The sequence below is a fragment of the Halobacillus sp. A1 genome, assembly GCF_024189295.1.
In the GTDB taxonomy this organism is placed as follows: Bacteria; Bacillota; Bacilli; order Bacillales; family Halobacillaceae; genus Halobacillus_A.
Window position 1 is genome coordinate 239,018 of the sequence record NZ_JAIZEN010000004.1, and the last position, 22,772, is coordinate 261,789.

The following is a 22,772-nucleotide window of genomic DNA, read 5'->3' on the forward strand; positions in this document are numbered from 1 at the left end:
AATAAAGAGGAGGAAGAGTCTATGAAACGGTCAATAGGTGTTGTGGAAGATGATCCGAACATTCGCGACATCGTAAAAGCATACTTAGATAAAGAGGGATATCACGTAGAAGCTCTTAATAGTGCGGAGAGAGCCTGGGAGTTCTTTGAGGAGTCGCCTCCTGATCTCTGGGTGCTTGATATTATGCTGCCTGGAATGGATGGATATGAATTTTGCAAAAGAATCCGCCAAACGTCTGAAGTACCTATCATCATCATTTCTGCAAAAGACGATGAAGTCGATAAGATTCTGGGACTTGAGCTTGGAGGGGATGATTATTTAACGAAGCCTTTTAGTCCAAGGGAATTAGTGGCTCGTGTCAAAAGGCAGCTGAAAAGGTGGACCGTAATGAAACCGGAAGAGGAAGAAACTGCCGATATGATAATCGAAGCTGGACACCTATCCTTGAACGAGGCTGAACGGAGTGCTTATTTCAAAGGGGAAGAAGTGGAAGTGACGACAAAAGAGTACGATCTTTTAAAGATTCTTGCCCGAAAGGAAAATCGAGCATACAGCCGGGAAGAGCTGCTTATTAAAGTGTGGGGCGAAGATTACTTCGGCAGTGACCGGGCGGTGGACGATCTTGTGAAAAGATTGCGGAAAAAAATGAAAGAGCTGCCGCTTGAAACCGTTTGGGGTCACGGCTACCGTCTTAGGGCCCACCGTGATAACTTATGAAATTACAGTACCAGTTGAACGCGGCATTTGCTGCGGTCATATTATTTGTCATGACGCTGACCGCATTTTTTATATATTCCTTATTAATGGACATGTTGATTCAGGATGAGCGAGGACAGCTGGAGGAAAGAGCAAAGCTGCTGTCACAAATTACTACGGAAGAGGACGCATCTGTTCGTGTTCCTCAATTGACTCGTCTCGTCCAGGACCAGGATTACCCTTTATTATTATTTGACTTAAGACAGGAGGAAGTTTTATTCAGCACTCTTCCAACAGAGACTGCCCTCGATTGGATGGAGAGATTCGAAGATGAATTGATCAACGAGGAAGTATGGGAAGGTCAGGGAGAAAGTTACGTCGTCTACAACATAGGGTTCGCCCCGAACAGTTCGCAGAGAATTCTAGTCATGGCTACCCCGCTGGATGATTTGCAAATCGTCCAAAACCAGTTCGCCCAGCGGATGGTGTTCGTATTCGTCGTCGGTCTGCTATTGGCACTTGCTGTCAGTTACTTTATGACCAATCGCTTAGTGACGCCGTTAAGCCGCTTGCAAAAAGAAGTCAATAAAATCGAGAAACGGCAGTTCGACCAGGTCCAGCCTGTCAAATCAAGCGGTGAGATCAAGGAAGTGGAACGTAGCGTTCGTCACATGGCGGAAGAGCTGGAGCGTTACATTAACACTCAAAAGCTATTCTTTCAAAATGCTTCCCACGAATTGAAAACTCCTTTGATGTCGATACAAGGGTATGCTGAAGGAATCAAAGACGGGATTTTTACAGGAGCTGATGCCGACCGCGGTTTAGAAGTGATGGTCAGTGAAACAGAACGCCTCAAAAAAATCGTCAACGAAATGATCCTTCTCGCTAAATTAGACAGTAGTGAAGATGTGTATCACCCTGAGCACGTCAACTTGGTGGAGCTTGCGAATCAGGCAAAGGACAGGCTCTTCCCACTCGCTAATGAAAAAGGTGTGGAACTGAATCTTTATCCTGATGAATCCTTTTATAGTTTCGTGGACAGGGAACGAGTTCTGCAAGCTCTCATTAACATAGTGGGAAATGCAGTGCGGCATGCAGAGAGCAGAGTGGATATTGTTACGGAAACAGACAATGAAACGATTTCCATTCAAGTGATTGATGATGGCTCAGGTATCCCGGAAGAATTGTTGTCCCAGTTATTTCAACGTTTCATAAAAGGAAAAGAAGGGGAAACAGGATTGGGTCTGGCAATATCAAGAGCCATTATTGAGCGAAGCGGCGGCACGATCGACGCCAGAAATAATGTATCTGCTCAAGGGGCGACTTTTGAAATAAGTTTGCCACAAAGAATGCAGCAGCAAAATAAATGATATACTAACCAGAGAACGATTCCATATGAAAGCGAGGAGACACAATGGACGCTAAAGCATGTATAGATTCATTGACCGTTAAAAATTCACACGTCTTACCCCCAGACACCAACAGCCACGGTACCCTGTTCGGCGGGAGACTTATGGCTTATATAGATGATGTGGCTGCTATCGCTTCTGTACGTCACTGTAGAAAGCCGGTGGTCACCGCTTCTACAGACTCTGTCGACTTTTTACATCCAGTGCTTGAAGGAGATACCATCTGCCTTGAAGCTTTTGTCACATGGACACACAACACTTCTATGGAAGTTTTTGTTAAAGCCGTGACGGAAAATCTGCTGACAGGAGAGCGCAAGCTTTGTACAACAGCCTTTTTATCGATGGTAGCTGTTGATGAAGATAATCAGCCTGCACCCGTTCCTGCGGTTTATCCGGAATCTGACGAAGAAAAGTGGCTTCACGAAGGGGCCGCTAAACGTCATGAGTACCGAAAAGCCAGAAGGAAAGAATCCAAAGAACTGGCGGAAATGTTCGGAACTGACCTTCCTTGGAGAAAAGATAAGAGTATTTAATTGCAGCAGCAAAATGAGATCCTGTTCTACTTGTAGTTGAGATACTTGTTGTAAAGGGTCTTCTTCAGATAATGTTGTAAAAAAAGGGCCATCGGGGACTTTCAGCTCCCGATGGCTTTTTTTGGCGACTCTGTTGAATTTCCAAGTTGATCGTCATATAAGCTCCCTTATGTGGAAGACTTAGTTTCGAGCTCATAGCAGGAGTATGGGGCTGCAGGTAACGATTCACTTTCCGTGGAGCGGGCGCTGAGCCTCCTCGAGCTTCGCTCATAAGAAATCAACAACTACGTGTAACATAGCTTTTTTTATTTGCCTTAGAAATAAGCTAGTTGCGTAATAAAAGGCTTGAAATTGTGAGGTGGGACTTGAGCATAGCTTCTGAGAACAAGAGCAATCTTAGATGTTTTATATGAAAACCATCAAATGAATTCCCAAACGATTACTTTATTGATAAATTATTAGTTGGGCTTTTTTTATACTGTTTAATTGAAAGACGAATGGGGAAATGACTAGCAATTGTAAAAAAATTACTAAATTGGAGGTGCACGTTATGGAAAGTGTGGTAGGTTTTTTAAACGATATTATTTGGGAATACATACTTGTTTATGTGCTGTTGGGGCTGGGATTGTTCTTTAGTATCCGACTTAAATTCGCTCAATTCACTTATATTCCTGAGATGTTCCGTGTTTTGTTCGATAAGCGGGCGATTTCTGCTAAAGGAAAAAAAGGGACTTCTCCGTTCCAGGCCTTTGCCATTAGTACGGCTTCCCGGGTAGGGACAGGGAATCTGGCTGGTGTCGCAGCTGCCATTTCTATCGGAGGTCCAGGCGCCGTTTTCTGGATGTGGATGGTTGCCGTGTTAGGCGGTGCCTCAAGCTTTATCGAGAGTACGCTGGCGCAGATTTACAAAACACCTGAAAAAAATCAGTACCGTGGTGGCCCGGCATATTATATGGAGAAGGGTTTGAAGAATCGTAAGCTGGGGATCGTTTTCGCTATTGCGATAACGTTCACGTACGGGCTTGTCTTCAGTTCTGTCCAGTCCAATACGATCCGTTTAGCGTTTGAAGAATCATTTAATATCGGAAAATGGGCACTGGGTTTCATACTTACTGTTATCGTCGCGCTCGTTATTTTCGGTGGTTTGAAAAGAATCGCTCAAGTTACGCAGTACGTTGTACCAATAATGGCTATTTTCTACATTATTCTAGCACTCTATGTATTTTTCGGGAACATCGGTCAAGTTCCAGAAATGTTCGCTATGATCTTTCAGGGCGCTTTCGGTTTCAGGGAATTTGCAGGGGGCACATTCGGCGGGATGATCCTGATCGGGATACAGCGTGGTTTGTTTTCTAACGAAGCTGGGATGGGAAGTGCGCCAAACGCAGCAGCGACTTCTGAAGTCACCCACCCTGTAAAACAAGGTTTAATCCAAACGTTAGGTGTATTTACGGACACATTGATGATTTGTAGTGCTACCGCCATCATCATCTTGTTTTCTGGTGAGTATATGGATACCAACCTGGAAGGTATTCAAATCACCCAATTGGCTTTTGAGACAGAGTTAGGTGCATGGGCAGCTATTTTTATTGCAGCAGCGATTTTCTTATTCGCCTTCAGTTCGATTGTAGGAAACTATTATTATGGTGAAACGAACCTTCAATTTATTAAAGAAAGTTCGGGTAATCTCTTCATCTATCGTTTAGCCGTGCTGGCGATGGTCATGTTCGGTTCCGTTGCGGAATTCGCTTTCGTCTGGTCTCTAGCGGATCTATCCATGGGAATCATGGCTCTCATTAATCTATATGCTATCTTTATGCTGGCAAAAGTGGCGTACGCTGCCTTGAAGGATTACACGATCCAGCGTAAGCAAGGTAAAGACCCGGTCTTTTACCAGGATCACTTGCCGGGAGTGGAAGGAATGGATTACTGGAGACGTGATCAATCGAACGAGAACCAGGCACAATCTCGCTAATCGGTGTAGAAACTACGCTCCCCCAGAGGGCAGCGTAGTTTTTATTTTGAACGTGATGATAGGGGCGAAAGCCTCACATATGATACAGTAGGATTAGATTGATAATAAGAGGTGGGCACGATGAGTATTTTGTCTGTTGAAAATATGAGTAAGAGCTATGGAGATAAAACGTTATTTGATAACCTTTCATTCACAATTTCCACGTCACAGAGAATCGGGCTGATCGGCGTAAATGGAACAGGTAAATCATCACTATTGAAAATTATAGCTGATTTGGAAACGGCGGACACTGGCAATAAGCAGCATGCGAAGGATTTTACGATTGAATATCTGCCGCAGGAACCGCAGCTCGATGGTGATTTAACCGTGCTCCAACAAATCTATTACGGTGAATCAGAGGTTATGACCGTCATCCGCGAATATGAGCAAATATTGCAGGAACTTGAAGCCCAGCCCGATGATACGGCTGTGCAAGAACGGATGATTAAACTACAGCAGCGAATGGATGAGAAGGATGCGTGGGAAGCCAATACAGCTGCAAAAACGATTTTGACCAAGCTCGGCATTGAATCTTTTGATAAAAAGGTCAGTGAATTATCAGGCGGCCAGAAAAAACGGGTAGCGATCGCGAAATCTCTCATTCAGCCTGCGGATCTGCTGCTGCTGGATGAGCCGACCAACCATCTCGATAATGAAACGATAGAGTGGCTTGAAGGCTACCTGGCTCAATACAAAGGTTCGTTGATTGTCGTCACTCACGACCGCTACTTTTTGAATCGAGTGACGAACTTTATATTTGAATTGGATCGCGGGACGTTATATACGTACGTTGGAAACTATGAAACCTTCCTTGAAAAAAAAGCAGAAAGAGAAGAATGGGAGCGTCAGGCTGAAGAGAAACACCAGAATGCTCTAAGACGAGAACTGGCCTGGCTGAAAAGAGGCGCTAAAGCAAGGACGACGAAGCAGAAAGCAAGAAAGCAGCGCGTCGAAGCTATGCAGGAAGAGGACTTTGATACGAAGAAACAAGACGTTGATATGGCAATTGGTTCTACCCGCCTTGGTAAACAAGTGATCGAATTAACAGGAATCTCTCATTCCTTTGGGAGCCAGCAAATCATTAATGATTTCAATTATTTGATGGTTCCTGAAGAAAGAATAGGGATCATAGGACCGAATGGTTCAGGAAAGACGACGCTTCTTAATATCATGGCTGAACGGATCTCTCCTCAATATGGAGAGGTTGCCGTAGGTTCGACTGTAAAAATAGGGTACTACACGCAGGATCATGAAGAAATTGACGGTTCTCTAAAAGTCATCGAATATATCAAAGAGGTGGCTGAGGTCATCTCGACTGCTGATGGAGATGAAATAACAGCCGAGCAGATGCTGGAACGTTTCTTATTCCCAAGAGCACAGCAATGGACGTACATCTCACGTTTATCAGGGGGAGAACGTCGTCGATTATACTTGCTGCGTGTTCTCATGAAAGAGCCGAACGTGCTGTTCTTGGATGAGCCGACGAATGACCTGGATACTGAGACGTTAAGTGTATTAGAAGATTACTTGGATCAGTTTCCCGGCGTAGTAGTCACCGTTTCCCACGACCGGTACTTTTTGGATCGGGTCGTCGATAAGCTGCTCGCCTTTAAAGGTGGAGGGAAGATTCAGCGCTTTTTCGGGAATTACTCTGATTTTCTTGAGAAACATCAGCAGGAAAAGCAGGAGAAAGTTGCAAAAAACACAGCTCCTTCAGAACAGGAAACGACGCGCAGGTCTAATCGCAAGCGAAAACTCTCCTATCGTGAAAAGCAAGAGTGGGCGACGATTGAAGATGAAATTGGTGAACTTGAAGAAAAAATAGAAGAGATAGATACACAAATGGCTGCCGAAGCCGCAAATTATAGTAAAGTAGAAGAATTATCAAAAGATAAAGAAACGCTGGAACAACAGCTTGAACAGAAAATGGAACGTTGGGAAGAGCTGACGTTGATTGTGGAAGAAGTGGAACAATGATTTCACATGGGACCCGGGTGAATATGCCTGGGTTTCTTTTTTTGTAATTGATGGAGAGTTATGAAATAATTGAGAGCGGATACATGCACTTAATCAATGAAAGAAGAGAGGTTTTTCCCATGAATTTTCCTAGCCAGGATCAATTAGAAAAGTATGCGGAACTTGCTTTAAAAACGGGTGTCAACTTGCAAAATGATCAGCGGCTGATGATTAATTCGTCCGTAGAAGGCGCCCCTTTTACACGGGTGGTCGCTAGAAAAGCTTATGAAATGGGAGCGAAAGATGTCTACATAGTCTGGGCGGACGATGAGCTTACTCGGTTGCGCTACGAACATGCGGATGTAGAAGTATTAAAAGAAGTGCCTAGCTGGCAGCAGGATATGTTCGATTATTTTGGGGCAGAAGGGGCTGCGATTTTATCCATACGTTCGACGGATCCAGACTTGCTGAAGGGAATTGACGCAGGAAAAGTCGCCGCAGCTAACAAAGCTCGAGCGGAAGCTATGACGAATTTCAGAAATTATACAATGAATGACCGCATTCAGTGGTCGATCATCAGTATCCCGATTCCAGCATGGGCTCAAAAGATTTACCCGGGTGAATCGCAAGAGAACGCCGTTGATAAGCTTTGGGAACAAATTTTCAGTATTGTCCGCGTCGATAAAGAAGACCCAGTAGCCGCGTGGGATGAACATAACCGGACGCTGCGACAGGCGCGTGAGTTTTTGAATAAAAAGCAATATCAGAAGCTGGTTTACTCAGCTCCAGGCACGGAACTTGAGGTAGAGCTTCCTAAAGGCCATGTGTGGAAAGGCGGCTCGGCGAAAACGGAAAAAGACAACATTCGTTTCAATCCGAATATGCCGACAGAAGAGGTTTTTACAGCTCCTCATAAATATGGAGTGAATGGCCACGTCTCCAGCACAAAACCGCTCAACTATGGCGGGAATGTAATCGACAACTTCACGTTAACGTTCAAAGATGGAAAAGTCGTAGATTTTAAAGCAGAAGAGGGAGAAGAAACATTGAAGCACCTCCTGGACACGGACGAGGGATCCAAGCATTTAGGGGAGCTTGCTTTAGTGCCGCACGAGTCTCCTATTTCTCAGTCCGGTTTGATTTTCTATAACACGTTATATGATGAGAATGCTTCGTGCCACTTAGCGTTAGGAAAAGCTTATCCGAATAACGTGGAAGGCGGTTCGACGATGAGTGACAAAGAATTGGATGAAAATGGAGTGAACCACAGCTTAAGTCATGTAGACTTCATGATGGGCTCTGGGGAACTTGATATCGATGGAGTTCTTGAGGATGGAACGAAAGAGCCGGTCATGCGAAATGGAAGCTGGTCTTTAAATTTTGAATCGTAATATGCAAAAGCGCTGAGATGCTCAGCGCTTTTTTTGTTGTGTTTTGAAGTTTTCCCTCCATTCGCATGGATTTCTTATTTTTTGTGTTTCAACCATAAAGGACGATAATTCCTCCATTGAAAAACTTTTTCGACCAAACCGACTCATACCTTTAACATGGAGCGGAAAAGGGAATATCAACAGAACAGAAATGGGGGGAGAATCATGGAAGTTTATGATGCAGCTATTGTAGGGGCAGGATTCGGCGGACTCGCTGCCGGAGCAAAGTTAAGCCAGCAGGGGTACAACGTTGCAGTGTTTGAAGCCTCCAATGAACTTGGAGGGAGTGCTGGAAAATACGAACGGCAAGGCTATCGCTTTCAATCCGGAGCCACGTTAGGAATGGGATTTGAGGAAGGCGGTGTATTTGACTCTCTCTATGATTCTTTAGGGATCGAAAAACCACCGATGACTTTACTCAATCCAATTATGGATATTCATTTACCAGATCGTACGATCCACTATTATCGGGATCGTCACGAATGGTATTTAGAGATTGACAGGCATTTCCCTGATGTGAAAGAACAGGTGAAGGCATTTTATGATGAGATTTTTCGTGTAGGAGCAATAGTAGATAAGCTCGTTGTAGAGCTGCCGATCTTTCCGCCGCGGACGATAAGCGATTGGCTGGGTATGCTGCCTGCAGTCAATATCAATTCCAGCAAGCTGATCCCTTACTTAACACAAACCATTCAGCAAAGACTTAAGAAATTCGGTCTGGCGGACCATTCTTTATTCGTTACCTTTCTTAACGGAGAATTAATGGACAGTGTGCAGACTAGCGTCGATCGCTGTCCGGCATTTTTAGGGTATGCTGCGCTGCAAACCTTCCATAAAGGGGCTTATGCTGTTCATGGAGGGTTAGCCACTATTGCCGAGCAGCTCGCTGGATTCATCCAACAGCAAGGCAGTACTGTTTTTATGAGACACCCGATTTATGGGATCACTGAAGAGGAAGGCAGCTTCAGATTGAAAACGAAGCGGGAGAAAGTGTTTAAGAGTAAGCAAGTCATTCTCAACAATTCTGCTCACAATTTACACGATATATTGTCACCAAAGTTAGCTGAGCGCTCTTATATAAAAAAGGAAAAAGAAAAATCGAGGGAAGCGTGGGGGGCTTTCATCATTCACGCTGGGGTAAAGGAAGAGGTATTCTCCGATACATCAAGCCTTTACCATCAATTCATCGATCCCGGAAACCCTGAAGGCCTGCACGATGGCGGCCAGTTTTTACTTTCTTTATCGAGCGGGGAAGACAACGGAATGGCTCCTCCGGGCATGCGTTCACTGACTCTGTCTACTCATACTGATCTGGCAAAATGGTGGGACAAAGAACATTATGATTCCAGAAAGCAGTTGATGCATGACCGGTTGATCAGTATTGTCGACCACTATTTCAAAGGATTTTCAGACGGGCTTGATTTAGTTCTTCCAGGAACCCCTGTCACTTTTCAAAAATGGCTGAGGCGTAACAGCGGTAAAGTAGGAGGCTACGCTCCAACCGGCAGATTCAGCTGGTTGAACAGCTATTCCGTCAGAACAGGAGTGAAAAATATTTATCAATGCGGGGATACTACTTTTCCCGGCGCTGGAACATTAGGTGTAACAATATCTGGTCTCATGGCTGCAAAATTAGTTTCTAAACAGGGTTGAGCCTAAAAAATGAGGGTATAAATAATTAGATAGATAAGTGAAGGAGGAGGTAGTATGAAAGGTCCAGATAGTGAACTACCGGGCTTTCAATCGAACCCGAATGATCTAGGGAAATGCAGCAGCTGTGGTGTGATTTTAACCTCTAAGAAGGATGCGAAGGTAGGCATGTGTAAAGATTGTCGGGAGCGTCACAGAGATCGTGAAGACATAGCAGGAAAGAATAAATAATGAGGAAAGACTATAGTTTTAAACTATGGTCTTTTTAGTGTTTAATAAAATGTGCGAAAGGCGGGAATGTTAAAACTATTCAACTTCAGCTTCCTTCTACATATTCAGCTGAGGGTTTAGCTTTACATACCTATCACATAGATGATAACTTTGTAATTCGTGTGAAAAATGAACTTTCAAAAAGGAGATTATTATGAATAAACAACATCAGAGCCGGGTGGATTGGCCCGTTTTTGCAATAAGTGGAGGAGCTTTGCTGCTTTTTGTAATTATTGCGCTCGTAGATATTAACTTGATAGAAACATTTGTGAATACAACATTTGGCTGGTCTGCAACATACTTTGGAGCATTCTGGCAGCTGTTGATGCTTGCTACGTTCTTTGTAGGGATTTGGCTCGCTTTTTCTAAATATGGGAAGATTAAAATGGGGCACTTGGATAAACCAGAGCTTAGTTTAGGTAAATGGTTGTCCATCATTATGGCAACACTTTTGGCCGGCGGAGGCGTATTTTGGGCTGCGGCAGAGCCCATGTACCATTTCTTGACTGTACCTCCTTATTTATCGGAATTAGGAATTGAAGCGGGAACAGAAGCAGCGGTCAATCCTGCTTTAGCTCAGAGCTTTATGCACTGGGGATTTTTAGCGTGGGCTATTTTGGGAACCATCAGTGCCGTTGTTATGATGTACGGCCATTATGAAAAAGGCATGCCGATGAAGCCGCGGACTCTGCTTTATCCGATTTTCGGGGAAAAGCTGCGTAACCATTGGCTTGGTACGTTAGTCGATGCTTTTTCCATTATTGCCGTTGCCGCAGGAACGATCGGGCCGATCGGGTTCCTCGGATTACAAGCAAGTTATGGGCTGCAGACGATTTTTGGAATACCTGATAATTTAAGCACTCAATTTACGATCATATTTGCGGTCGTCTTGATTTCTACTATTTCAGCAGTTACTGGACTATATAAAGGCATTCAATTCCTAAGCAGTCTCAATGTACGGATTGCGATCGGGTTGATGGCATTCATTCTTATTTTTGGACCTGGAGGATTTATCATCAACCATTTCCTTCCTGCATTCGGGCATTACGTTCATCAGTTTGTTCCGATGAGTACATTCCGAGGAGATCAAGATTGGCTATCGCTTTGGACAGTCTTCTTTTGGGGCTGGTTTATAGGATATGGGCCGATGATGGCTATTTTAGTCAGCAGGATTTCCAGAGGGCGTACCATTAGAGAAATCATTGTTGCCGTTTCTATTTTTGCACCTGTCATTTCTACTTTCTGGTTTACGATTCTCGGTGGTTCCGGGATTTTCTTTGAAATGCAGAACCCTGGTTCTGTATCGGATGCTTTAAACGCAGCGGGGAATCATGCGGCGATGTTTGCGATCACCGAGCAATTTCCTTTCGCTTCCGTCATATCTCCGTTGTTCTTGATATTGACGATATTATTCGTAGTTACGACAAGTGATTCCATGTCTTATTCTATTGCCATGGCGGTGATGGGAGAAGGGAATCCTAAGAAGTGGCTGCGTATCTTCTGGTCGGTCATTATGGGGGCGATCGCGGCAATTTTACTGATTACGGGAGACAGCGGGATTACGCAGTTACAGAACTTCATTGTCGTTACAGCGGTTCCGGTATCCTTGATATTACTGCCAGTCGTATGGCTTGCTCCTAGAGTAGCTAAACAAATGGCCGTGCAACAAAATATTATGAAGAAGTAAATAAAAAGTGAGGTGTCCTGGCAACCAGCCGGAACACCTCACTTTTATTTTTGTCGTAAAACAGCCCGAACTGGACTGCCGTCTGCTTCATCCATTTTTAAAGGGAAGGCCATTAATTCATAAATTCCAGGAGCTGCATGCTCAAGCAGGAGCCCTTCTAATATTAAAATATCCTGCTCGTATAAAGAATGATGTGCAGGGAGATCTTTGCTCGTTTCTGGATCTACTGATGGAGTGTCCACTCCGATCATATCAATCCCTTTACCTTTTAGAAAAGGAGCAACATCTTTATCAATAACCGTATACTCTCCCGGAAATACGGAGCGATCGCTCCAGCTCATTGATCGGAATAACACTATTGTTACCCCTTCAAATTGAAAAGGTTCAAGGTCCTTAGCAGAAATCGTGGATTTGCCTTCCATATTCACAATCAGTGCTGATCCTATGAACCGTTCAAGGGGAAGGTCAGCTATTTTCGCCCCATCGCTGTCGTAATGGAACGGGGCATCTACATGAGTCCCGAGATGGTTGCTGGATTGAAATTGCCCCACGTTCACTGACCCGGTATCTTCCATTGACCACGTCACTTTATATTCAAACGGTTGATCGCCAGGCCACGGGGGTGTAGATGAATTCAATGGCATGGATATATCAATCACTTTCATGATCTGCCTCCTTACGCAATAGTGCCGCGTTGATTGGAAAAGTTCTTATGCTTCTTGTCCTTCATAATCTCCTTTAGAATCATTACCACGTCGTATGCATCTTCAAACGACACATACAAGGCTGCCGGAGCAAGGCGAATGACGTCAGGGGATCGGAAGTCAGGGACGACACCCTCCTGTTTCAGGGCTTTACATATACTCGCAGCTTCAGAATGGACAAGGCTTACATGGCCGCCTCTTCTGTGATCTTCTAAAGGGTTAGTAATTCTGAAACCATATTCGTGGAGCTCTGATTGGACCAAGTCCATCAGCAGCTGAGTAAGCTGTAAAGATTTTTTGCGGATAGTTTCGATTCCAGCCTCTTTGAAAATCTCGAGTGATCCGAGTAAAGGAGCAGAACTGAGAATATGAGGTGTGCCGATCTGATAGGCGCCCGCTGTTTCAGCAGGCGTCAAGTCATGCTCCATATCAAACTGTTTATCCTTACTGGAACTGAACCATCCTGCTAATCCAGGCTTCTGGCCTAAATGCTTTTCATGCACGTAGAGACCGCCTGTTCCTCCAGGTCCGCTGTTTAAATACTTATACGTACACCATACCGCAAAGTCGACTCCCCAGTCATGAAGGTGGTGGGGAAGAGCCCCGATGGAATGCGCTAAATCAAAACCTACAATGATCCCGCGCTTATGAGCGTTTAATGTTATTTTTTCAATATCAAGCAGTTGGCCGCTTCGGTAAAGCACAGAAGGCAGCAGAAGGAGGGCCGTCTCATCGTCCATGGCGGAAATGATATCATCTTCGGACAGAGTATATCCATTACTGCTTTTTATTTGGACCAAATTCTCGTTTACATCCAACCCCTTGAGCTCAATCTGGCTTTTAAGAGCATAAATGTCAGAAGGGAAGTTGAGAGTGTCGGCAATAATTTTCGTCCGTCGTCCTTCCGGTTTATAAAAGGTGGCCAGCAGCTGGTGGAGGTTGGTCGTGATCGATCCAGTATTAATGACCTCGTAAGCTTTTGCACCGATTAAAGGAGCGGTCATTTCTCCAAGCTTCTCTGACATGTAATACCAGGGTTGCTCTCCTTCCGTCCACCCATCGATTCCGTGCTGCTTCCAATCTTCAAGAGATGTAAGTAAAGCCTGTTCTGAACGTTTAGATAGTAAGCCAAGCGAGTTACCATCCATGTAATATGTATGGGGAGTTGTATAAAATTCACTTTTAAAAGAGAGGAGTTCATCCTGCTCGTCGAGCCTTTTAGCATCCTGGCGTTCACGTTTCATTTCTATCGCCTCCTCTCATAAGTATATCGCGTGGTGAGGCGAAAAGTAAAAAAGGGAGGTGCGAGTCAGCTTATTCATTTGTGCAAAAATCAAAGCGGCCTTGCCTTTTGCACAAAAAAACAGGCGGAATCAAAACAATGAAGTGATTTTGAAAATCGCTTTAATGGCGAAATAAACCCCAAGTCCAGTTAAAAACAGACTGGAACCCAAAGAAACCATTCTCAGTATAACCGGGTTCAACAGTACTTTACTAAAATGCACGGTCAGTGCCAGATTCAAATTCCATAAGCCTATTCCGATAAAGACAGCACTGTTTATGTAAAAGGCCTTCACCAGGTCGTCCCCGTGAAAAGAATCACTGAGTACGGATCCGTAAACCCCCAGCCAGAACAATATATTCATAGGGTTAAAAGCTGCAATAGATAAACCGGTGAGGTAAGGACGAATCAAGCTTGTCTGACGATGGTCACCTTCGAAACGAGCTTCAGTCAGCGTCTCTTCCTTACTCAGGAAGCTTTGGATGCCGGTATAAGTTAAAACGAGGGAACCGAATATCAATAATGAAAGCTGCACCCAGGTGAGCGTCATGTATTCAGAAAGACCCTGATACATGAGATACATCAAGGCCAGATCAGCTGTCATACCTCCTGCTCCGACGAGTAATGATGGCCATAATCCTTGATAAATTCCTCTTCTGATGATCTCAATATTAATTGGTCCAAGAGGTGCAGCAATTGATAAACCAAGAATAATTTGTCTGATCAAGAGTAAAAACAATTCCTGTTCCTCCTTGCATGCTTGTCCCTTTAGTAATTAGAGGGCCATGTGTAAAATAGGGAAGTGGCCATTCTAGTGAGGGTACGCTGGAATCCTGAAACGAATCTAAAAGAAAAGCTCAGACAAGTGCCTGAGCTCAAATTGTCGTTCTGTTACTTATTAGGGCTTTTACCCCGAAAAAGATTATGACGCATGAAAATAACAGAATCGTAAGAACGCCTACAACAAGTGCTAACGGTTCTACGGGTTCAAAAAATCCTTCGAAAGGAATTCTGAGTAGTGCAAACCCTGCAAGGATACAAGATAAATATAAAAGCGGAAAACTATTCATTATCATCACCCCTTTTAACAAATAAATATGCTTCAAGAGGCAAAGGTATTCACTATATATAATTTTACAAACAAAAATAACAGCCGAGGATCGAAGGATCCTCGGCTGTTTGACGGTATTTTATGAACTGGTTCTGTTTAATTTCCGAGCTGATATTTAGATAAGCACCCTTATGTTGAAGACTCAGTTTCGAGCCATAAAGAGAATTTAGGGGCTCCGGGAAACGGATCGCTTTCCGGGGGGCGGACGCTGAGCCTCCTCGAGCTTCGCTCTCCGGGGTCTCACCTGTCCCGCTCATCCCCCAGGAGTCTCACCGTTTCCCTCCGCCCCTATGCCATATAAGTATCTCGAAACCGCTTCAAGAAAAAGCAAACATTTCCTGATTTTCATAACAAGGGTCCTATGTTAAAAACCTTGATGTAAAGCACTATCTTCTCACCCGACAGGCATATACAAGATTTCTTTCTTGATAAGAGGGTTCGTTTTTCACCTCTATCGAATGGGGTAGTTGGAAGCAGGAGGCTCTTTTTGTAAAAGCGGAAGTGTTTTCGGCAGCTGCGTATGGACTGGACTGAGCTGGCGGAGATAAAGGAAACACGAAGAACGGAGGGATTGATGTTTACTTATCGCACAGAAGTGAACAAAGCCTCTTCTGTCGCTGTGTGTTGAGAGAGCATGGATTGAAATATCTCCATCTTTTTATCCACCTTGCATAGGAAGAGACGTAAACTAAATTAAAATTGTGGGAGTACATTTTAACCGTTGCCTCAGGGTGTGATTCTCCCTCTTAAATTAAGAGTTTTCTTTTTAAGTGGACTTCGAGAAGCACATATCTAGTGAAGGGCGGCGGGGAATGGTGAAGACTCCTGTGGGAAGCTCACCAAGCTCCCACGGAAAGCGAGCCATTCACCGCCGCCCTGACCCACTAACCCAATGTCTCGAAACCAAGCCTTCCACAATCCTGCCATATATGAAAAATCAACAACGACGTTTAAGATAGCTTATGAATTACATATATCCGTGTTTAACAAGAACAGCTTTGATCATGCGGTAAGAATAACCTTCAGGAAGGGAATCTTTTAAAAGCTTCAACTTCTTGTCTTCGAGCTGGCTGTGGGCCATGAGCACGGTTTCTTCCTGTTCATCGGAAAACCATTCACCCCACTCGATGTCTGCTCCTTCTTTCATGCAGCGGAAAATATGATTTTCAATCGTTTGAACGCTGTAATCGCGGGCTTTAGCAACTTCTTCAATGGTCATATTTTTGTTCTTCCACATGTCGAACGATTCTTCATGGCTTGGACCTGCAGAAGAACTCCGAGGCTTTTTCTTACTGAACTTAGGCTGCGATGGGGGAGATGGACGATCTTTCACATCCTCCGCCCAGGGAGCCAGAATTTCCAAAAAGCTTGGTCCGTATTGTTCGAATTTTTGTTCACCTACGCCTTTGATTCTCAACATTTCTTCCCGATCGGCAGGCAGATAAATCGTGAATTCCTTTAAGGTCGCATCAGAGAAAATAACGTATGGAGGCAGCCCGGCTTCATCAGCAATGGATTTCCTCATCCTGCGAAGCTCTTCGAATTTTTCTACATCATAGTCTACTTCTGCGGCGGCAGTCGTTGTTTCTACCAGCATTTTGACCGGACGTTCACCTTTTAACACACCGACAGACTGCTCTGTCAGCTGAAGAGCTGGATAGCGTCCCTGGCCCGGACTCAACAATCCTTCCGCCGTTAAAAAGTTGATGAACTGTGTAAGGTCCCGTTCTGTATAGTGGGATAGAATACCATACGTGGAAAGGTTATGAAACTTGAATTGCTTCACCTTCTGATCATTTGACCCCCGTAGAACTTTAGCGGTCAATCCGGCACCGAAACGTTCACCCATCCGTTTTACACAGGAAAGTACCATTTGAGCTTCCTTCGTCAAGTCCTGTTCTTCACCCTCATGCAGACAGTTTGAACATTTTCCGCAAGGCTCGGTTTGAAAAGGGTTGTCAAAGTAGTCGAGTATGTACTGCTGTAAGCACATATGCGTATGACAATAATTCACCATAGACTGCAGCTTGCCGAACTCCTCCTTCTTTTTCTCTTCATCCATCATCGATTGATCGATCAGGAATCGCTGAAGGTGGATATCCTGCCCTGAAAACAACAAGACACAATCACCTGGCTCGCCATCACGACCGGCACGCCCAGCTTCCTGATAGTAGGATTCCAGGTTCATCGGCATAGAATAGTGGATGACGTAACGGACGTTAGATTTATCAATACCCATCCCGAAAGCATTAGTTGCTACAATCGTTGTAATTTCATCCTGTACAAAGTCGCTTTGAACATTTTTTCGCTGCTGCTCACTCATTCCCGCATGATATTTGCCGATTGAATATCCCTTTTTCTCAAAAAAGTTCTGAAGCTGATCGGCATCCTTTCTCGTAGCGGTGTAGATGATGCCTGCTTCCTGGGGACGTTGTTTCAAGTATTCAACGAGGAATTCACGCTTGTCACGACCTTTTATAAGGCGGAAAGAAAGGTTCTCACGCGAAAATCCGGTATTGACCACAGAGTCGTCGGCTACATGAATCAATTGTTTAATATCGCGGATAACCTCTTGAGTAGCTGTAGCAGTCAACCCCATTACCACGGGGAGGTTAGGGATTTGGTCAAGCGTTTGAACAATAGAACGGTAGCTGGGGCGGAAGTCGTGCCCCCACTGAGAGATACAATGAGCTTCATCAAAGGCGATGAGTGAAAGGTTGATGTGTCTTAACGTTTTAAGAAAAGATCCCGAATCAAATCTTTCAGGAGCTACATAAACGAACTTATAGCGCCCCTGTTCCATATCGTTTATTCGCTCTCTTTGCTCCTCGAAAGTCAGGGAGCTGTTTATATAAGTAGCTGCAATACCATAAGAGGTGAGTGCATCTACCTGATCCTTCATTAAGGAAATGAGGGGTGAAATAATAATAGCTGTCCCCTCTAAAGTGAGACCTGGGATTTGATAACATAATGATTTACCGCCGCCAGTCGGCATGACGGCTAACGTATTTTTTTGGTCAAGAACGTGTTGGATGGCTTCTTGTTGTCCAGGACGAAAAGAAGCGAATCCATAATATTCTTGAAGCAGATTTTGAGCTTGTTCTATCATGTTTGGATCATCCTTTACAAATGCTTTCCCTATCTTATCATGTTTTAAATGATTGGATAGGGGAAAAATATGAAGAGATTTATAATGAGGAGTGTTTACTATCAAAGCAATAGTCATAGAACAATACGGTGATAAAGAACAATTAGTAGAAAAAGAGGTATCCCTCCCTGAAATAGAAGAAAATCAAGTTTTAGTCGAGCTTCATGCTACATCGATTAATCCGATAGACTGGAAGCTTCGACAAGGGTACTTGAAAGAAATGCTCGACTTTGATTTTCCAATAACGCTTGGATGGGATGCGGCTGGAGTCGTTAAGAAAGCAGGATCCAATGTGCAGAAGTTTAAAGAAGGGGATCGCGTGTTTGCGCGTCCGGAGCTGTCCCGCTTCGGCACATATGCTGAATATGCGGCTGTAGATGAGCATGTATTATCTCATCTGCCGGAATCCATTTCCTATAAAGAAGCAGCTGCTGTGCCACTTGCGGGTTTGACAGCAAGACAATGTCTAGTTGATTTTGCTGAAATAAAAGAAGGAGACAAGGTGCTTGTACACGCTGGATCTGGCGGAGTCGGCCATTACGCTATTCAGATCGCTAAATCATTTGGCGCGTATGTGGCTGCTACAGCCAGCGGGAAAAACGAGCAGTGGGTAACACAGCTTGGGGTAGACCGTTTTATCAACTATCAAGAGGAAGATTTCGCTGATGTTTTAAGTGAGTTCGATATTGTTATTGATACTCTTGGAGGAGAAATTCAGGAGAAAAGCTTCAGCGTTCTTAAGAAAGGCGGGCGTTTAGCCTCAATTGTCCAGCCGCCTGATGAAAAAGTGGCGGATAAACATGAAGTGAAGGCTGGTTTTGTATGGTTGGAGCCGGATGGAGAGAAGCTGGCTCAATTAGCCAACTTGATGGTTAAGGGAGAAATGGTATCTAAAGTAGGCCATGAATTCGATTTAAGCGAAAAAGGCCTGAGAGAGGCTCATGAACTTAGTGAAACACATCATGCAACCGGGAAAATCGTTATTAATATTAAACCTTAAAATGAAGTGATGAGCAACCCTGAGCGTTCCACCGCTCAGGGTTTTTTATATCTTTTTCCATAATACGGTGAATAAATTTTTAAATTTTTCGACTATTACTCCCTTGAATAGGGTATAGTTTTCTACATACACTCACGAGGGGGAGGCACACGTATGTTAAATAAATATCAGGTCGGGTCATTTTATGACGAAATGATGAATGAGGATGGACAGCCTAAGAATCATTACGAATCTTTTTACGACTTAATTAGGCAATTATCAGATGAGGAACTTCGGGAAAAGCATGAAACCGCTCAATTGAGTTTCCTGCGGCAGGGAATAACGTTTACAGTCTATAATGATGCTGGCGGTACTGAACGTACCATGCCTTTCGATTTCGTTCCGATCATTATCCCTGAAGAGCAATGGGCTAAAATCGAGAGAGGCATGAAGCAGCGCATGAAGGCACTCAATTACTTTTTGGATGATATTTATAATGGGCAGGAGATTGTGAAGGATGGAATCGTACCTGAAGACTTGATCCGGGATAATCCAAATTACTATGAAAAACAGGTGACGGGTCTTGAAATCCCTTTAAGAAACCACATATTTCTAGCGGGAATCGATTTGATAAGAGATGAGCATGGAGAATATCGCGTGTTAGAAGATAACTTACGGAATCCTTCAGGCATGTCTTACGTATTTCAAAATCGTTATGTCATGCGCCAGGTTTACCCGGAACTGTTTTTTAAACATTCCATTCGAACACTTGAACATCAATTCAAAGAGCTTCACGGTGCGCTGATCAGCCATGCACCTAAGAACACCTTGGCCGAACCCTGCGCTGTTCTTCTTACTCCGGGGATGTACAACTCCGCTTACTATGATCATGTATTTCTTGCCCAGCAAATGGGGATCGAACTCGTGGAAGGACGAGACTTGATCGTCAAGGACGATATCGTTTATATGAAGACCATCCGTGGTCTGAAAAGAGTGGATATCATATATCGGAGAATTGATGATGACTTTTTGGATCCAGAAGCGTTCAGACCGGATTCAGCATTGGGAGTCACCGGACTGTTGAGAGCATATCGTAAGGGCAACGTAGCTATTTTAAATGGAATAGGGAACGGTGTGGCTGATGATAAAGCCATGTATGCTTATGTGCCTGATATGATCCGTTATTACTTAGATGAAGATCCGATTATCAAAAATGTAGAAACATATTTCTTAAGAGATCCAGAGCAGCTGGAATATGTTCTGGAAAATCTGGAAGACCTTGTCGTCAAAAATGTAGGAGCTTCGGGCGGATATGATATGCTGATCGGTCCACATTCTACGGAAGAGGAAAGAAGCGCCTTCCGCAGAAAGATCATTGAAACACCTAGTCAGTACATCGCTCAACCTACAATTAAACTATCAAGGGCGCCGGCATTCCAGAATGATGAGTTTTATCCGTGTCACGTAGATTTAAGGGTATTTGTCATGAATGGTGCTACTTCTCATGTGCTGCCCGGAGGCTTGTCACGAGTAGCCTTGAAGAAAGGCTCGCTCGTAGTAAACTCTTCCCAGGGCGGCGGCGGAAAAGATACATGGGTATTAGCTGGAGGAGGGATGAATCATGCTTAGTCGAGTAGCAGATTCCTTATACTGGATGGCCCGGAATATCGAGCGTTCGGAGAACAATGCCAGAATCCTGAGTACACAGCTTATCCATATGCTGGAGGCATCCGACCAACAGGTTATGGACCGGGACTGGGAAGAAATTTTGGATATCTGTGCTTCCAAAGAAGAGTATTACGAGCGTTATGCGAGGATGGATCGTGAAACCGTGATACAATATATTACGTTGAGCCCAATGAATTACAATTCTCTGCAAAACAGTATGATATATGCTCGTGAGAATGCGAAAGCTACTCGCGATAGTATTCCGGACGAACTATGGCAGCTTATTAACAGGTTCTACCTGGACGAAAAAACACAGCAGGATCAGGCAATGACAACTCAATCTACTCAAGCCTATCTTAAAGATATCATCCAAATGTCCATGACGGCCCAGGGCATTATCGAATCGACGATGACCCGAGGGATTCCTTACGCGTTCATAAAGATTGGGAAGTGGATTGAACGTGCTGAAAAAACAGCGAGGATTTTGAATGTAGTCTGTGAAAAAACGTTAAGAGACAGCTCGGATACAGAGAATTATTATTATTGGCTGACTGCTTTGCAAATCGTAAATGGATACGATTCTTATATAAAGGAACACCCGCCAACAATGGATCCAAAAGATGTCCTTACCTTCCTTATCGAGAATGAGCAATTCCCGAGATCTATTCAATATTGTGTGGATCATATCATGAGGGCGACACATAAACTGGAATCAGGCAAGATTTCTCATTACTCTGAGGATCTCTTTGAACTCTTGACAGGTATTCAGAATGAAATCAGGCAGACTGATATTTCAGAAATGACAATGGAAGAACTAATGGAATTTTTAGACCACTTCCAAAACTCGTGCCATCAGGTAAGCCGCACGTTCTCTGAAACCTATTATTTAGTTGAGCCTGTTCACGCCAACCATTGAAAGGGTAAGAAGGAGAGAAGTATTATGAAGTACCAGGTTGAGCATACAAATTCTTTCTACTATGATAACGATGTCGATCAAAGTATGAATACCGTCCGATTGAAGCCGCGTACCGATGAGTGTCAGCGATTATTGTCTTACCGGACGGAAATCACTCCCGCCTCTTTAATAAAAGAGCATACTGATATTTGGGGTAATCATGTAGAAACGTTTTTTATTGCTCATAAACATAAAGAACTTACCGTAAAAACCATTTCGACTGTAAGTATACAAAAAAGCCCGTTTCTTCACTTACTGCAGTATACAGATGGAATGCGTAATATTTTTCATTCAGAGCTTTTCCGTGAACATTACCTTCCTTACTTAAATGATACGGCCTACACGTTTCTGTTTAAGGAACAAGTAGATGAGATCGTTGAGGAAATAGGAGAGGCGGACGATCCGATCCAGTTTTCTATTAACTTGATGGGGTATCTGCATCGCTCTATTATATATGATGGCATGGCGACCCAGGTAGGTACGAAAGCGTTTGAATCGTGGCCGTTAAAGGCTGGGGTTTGCCAGGATTACGCCCACATTATGCTGGGTGCTTTAAGAGCCAAAGGGGTCCCTGCCCGTTATGTGAGCGGGTATTTGTATGTAGGAGAAGATTCAGCGCTGATTGGTGATGGTGCGACACACGCCTGGGTAGAAGTCATGGTGCCCGGTATTGGCTGGGTAGGACTTGACCCGACGAACAATGTGGAAGCTTTAGAACACCACATTCGAATAGGTACGGGAAGAGATTATGCTGACGTTAGCCCTTTACAAGGTGTGTATCGCGGCGGCAATCAACGCTCTGACGTCAAAGTGAGCGTTACATTATTAGAACAATGAGCGGCAAATGAGAACGGGGCTGTCCCTAAGGTCTAAGAAACGACTATTAGGGGCAGCCTCGTTTTTTTTTAGACTTTGTGGAATCTCTGAATCGGCTCAGTTATATTTAATGCTCAGAATCGAGTTTAAAAATTATTCTTGTAATGATAGTTGGAACGTCTCATGGAGAACTTTACGTGAAAAGGAGCTGGTTTTGAGTGAGAACCGTTTCGAGACTTTTGAATGAGTAGATGGCGGATGGGAAAACGGATCGCTTTCCGTGGGCATGTGGTGAGCTTCCTCAGGGTTCGCCTTCCGGGAGCTCACCGATCATGGACATCCCACAGGAGATTCCTGTGGGATTAATTTTGTACCTCTTGAATAAAAAGAAGCCCTCCCGTAAGATGCATTTGTACAACCAAATACAAACATCAAAAGGAGGACTTCCCTTTGAATCATAAGCG

Annotated in this window: 17 protein-coding genes; 13 read left to right on the forward strand and 4 right to left on the reverse strand. The window is 44.0% G+C overall.

Annotated features, from left to right (window positions below):
• Nucleotides 1–21: 21 nt before the first annotated feature.
• From LF817_RS06740 to LF817_RS06780, 9 genes are all read left to right on the forward strand, one after another.
• Complete coding sequence (locus LF817_RS06740; RefSeq protein WP_253935016.1) at nucleotides 22–717, forward strand: response regulator transcription factor; 696 nt, start codon at nucleotides 22–24, stop codon at nucleotides 715–717.
• The gene (locus tag LF817_RS06745; RefSeq protein ID WP_253935017.1) at nucleotides 714–2,066 is read left to right on the forward strand and encodes a sensor histidine kinase; all 1,353 of its coding nucleotides are present in this window, start codon (nucleotides 714–716) and stop codon (nucleotides 2,064–2,066) included. The genes LF817_RS06740 and LF817_RS06745 overlap by 4 nt, the downstream gene beginning before the upstream one ends.
• 44 nt (nucleotides 2,067–2,110) lie before the next feature.
• Nucleotides 2,111–2,638, forward strand: a complete 528-nt coding sequence (locus LF817_RS06750) for an acyl-CoA thioesterase (protein WP_253935018.1) — start codon at nucleotides 2,111–2,113, stop codon at nucleotides 2,636–2,638.
• 550 nt (nucleotides 2,639–3,188) lie between these two features.
• Nucleotides 3,189–4,613, forward strand: a complete 1,425-nt coding sequence (locus LF817_RS06755; RefSeq protein ID WP_253935019.1) for an alanine/glycine:cation symporter family protein — start codon at nucleotides 3,189–3,191, stop codon at nucleotides 4,611–4,613.
• A 120-nt stretch (nucleotides 4,614–4,733) separates the two neighbouring features.
• Nucleotides 4,734–6,629 carry an ABC-F family ATP-binding cassette domain-containing protein gene (locus LF817_RS06760; RefSeq protein WP_253935020.1) on the forward strand — a complete coding sequence of 632 codons (1,896 nt, stop codon included), beginning with the start codon at nucleotides 4,734–4,736 and terminating at the stop codon, nucleotides 6,627–6,629.
• A gap of 119 nt (nucleotides 6,630–6,748) precedes the next feature.
• Nucleotides 6,749–7,999, forward strand: coding sequence for an aminopeptidase (locus LF817_RS06765; protein WP_253935021.1), 1,251 nt, complete (start codon nucleotides 6,749–6,751; stop codon nucleotides 7,997–7,999).
• A 204-nt stretch (nucleotides 8,000–8,203) separates the two neighbouring features.
• The gene (locus LF817_RS06770; protein WP_253935022.1) at nucleotides 8,204–9,691 is read left to right on the forward strand and encodes a phytoene desaturase family protein; all 1,488 of its coding nucleotides are present in this window, start codon (nucleotides 8,204–8,206) and stop codon (nucleotides 9,689–9,691) included.
• A 54-nt stretch (nucleotides 9,692–9,745) separates the two neighbouring features.
• Nucleotides 9,746–9,919, forward strand: coding sequence for a hypothetical protein (locus tag LF817_RS06775; RefSeq protein ID WP_253935023.1), 174 nt, complete (start codon nucleotides 9,746–9,748; stop codon nucleotides 9,917–9,919).
• A 193-nt stretch (nucleotides 9,920–10,112) separates the two neighbouring features.
• Nucleotides 10,113–11,645, forward strand: coding sequence for a BCCT family transporter (locus LF817_RS06780; RefSeq protein ID WP_253935024.1), 1,533 nt, complete (start codon nucleotides 10,113–10,115; stop codon nucleotides 11,643–11,645).
• A 44-nt stretch (nucleotides 11,646–11,689) separates the two neighbouring features.
• On the opposite strand, the gene kynB is transcribed toward LF817_RS06780, so the two are convergent.
• The 4 genes from kynB to recQ all read right to left on the reverse strand — a co-directional run bounded on the left by kynB (nucleotide 11,690) and on the right by recQ (nucleotide 17,851).
• Nucleotides 11,690–12,310: an arylformamidase gene (kynB, locus tag LF817_RS06785; protein ID WP_253935025.1), complete on the reverse strand. Its 621-nt coding sequence runs from the start codon at nucleotides 12,308–12,310 to the stop codon at nucleotides 11,690–11,692.
• An 11-nt stretch (nucleotides 12,311–12,321) separates the two neighbouring features.
• Entirely contained in the window at nucleotides 12,322–13,593 is a 1,272-nt protein-coding gene (gene kynU / locus LF817_RS06790) for a kynureninase (protein WP_253935026.1), read from the reverse strand.
• A 129-nt stretch (nucleotides 13,594–13,722) separates the two neighbouring features.
• Nucleotides 13,723–14,370, reverse strand: coding sequence for a LysE family translocator (locus tag LF817_RS06795; RefSeq protein WP_253935027.1), 648 nt, complete (start codon nucleotides 14,368–14,370; stop codon nucleotides 13,723–13,725).
• A gap of 1,339 nt (nucleotides 14,371–15,709) precedes the next feature.
• Nucleotides 15,710–17,851 carry a DNA helicase RecQ gene (gene recQ / locus LF817_RS06800; RefSeq protein ID WP_253935028.1) on the reverse strand — a complete coding sequence of 714 codons (2,142 nt, stop codon included), beginning with the start codon at nucleotides 17,849–17,851 and terminating at the stop codon, nucleotides 15,710–15,712.
• A gap of 100 nt (nucleotides 17,852–17,951) precedes the next feature.
• Here recQ and LF817_RS06805 point away from each other — a divergent pair, with 100 nt between their 5' ends.
• The 4 genes from LF817_RS06805 to LF817_RS06820 all read left to right on the forward strand — a co-directional run bounded on the left by LF817_RS06805 (nucleotide 17,952) and on the right by LF817_RS06820 (nucleotide 22,329).
• Nucleotides 17,952–18,890, forward strand: a complete 939-nt coding sequence (locus tag LF817_RS06805; protein WP_253935043.1) for an NADP-dependent oxidoreductase — start codon at nucleotides 17,952–17,954, stop codon at nucleotides 18,888–18,890.
• 153 nt (nucleotides 18,891–19,043) lie between these two features.
• On the forward strand, nucleotides 19,044–20,498 hold the full coding sequence (locus LF817_RS06810; RefSeq protein ID WP_253935029.1) for a circularly permuted type 2 ATP-grasp protein: 1,455 nt from the start codon (nucleotides 19,044–19,046) through the stop codon (nucleotides 20,496–20,498).
• A complete protein-coding gene (locus tag LF817_RS06815) occupies nucleotides 20,491–21,453 on the forward strand; it encodes an alpha-E domain-containing protein (RefSeq protein WP_253935030.1) in 963 nt (320 codons plus the stop codon). The genes LF817_RS06810 and LF817_RS06815 overlap by 8 nt, the downstream gene beginning before the upstream one ends.
• Nucleotides 21,454–21,477: 24 nt before the next feature.
• Nucleotides 21,478–22,329, forward strand: coding sequence for a transglutaminase family protein (locus LF817_RS06820; RefSeq protein WP_253935031.1), 852 nt, complete (start codon nucleotides 21,478–21,480; stop codon nucleotides 22,327–22,329).
• The last annotated feature ends 443 nt before the right edge of the window (nucleotides 22,330–22,772 follow it).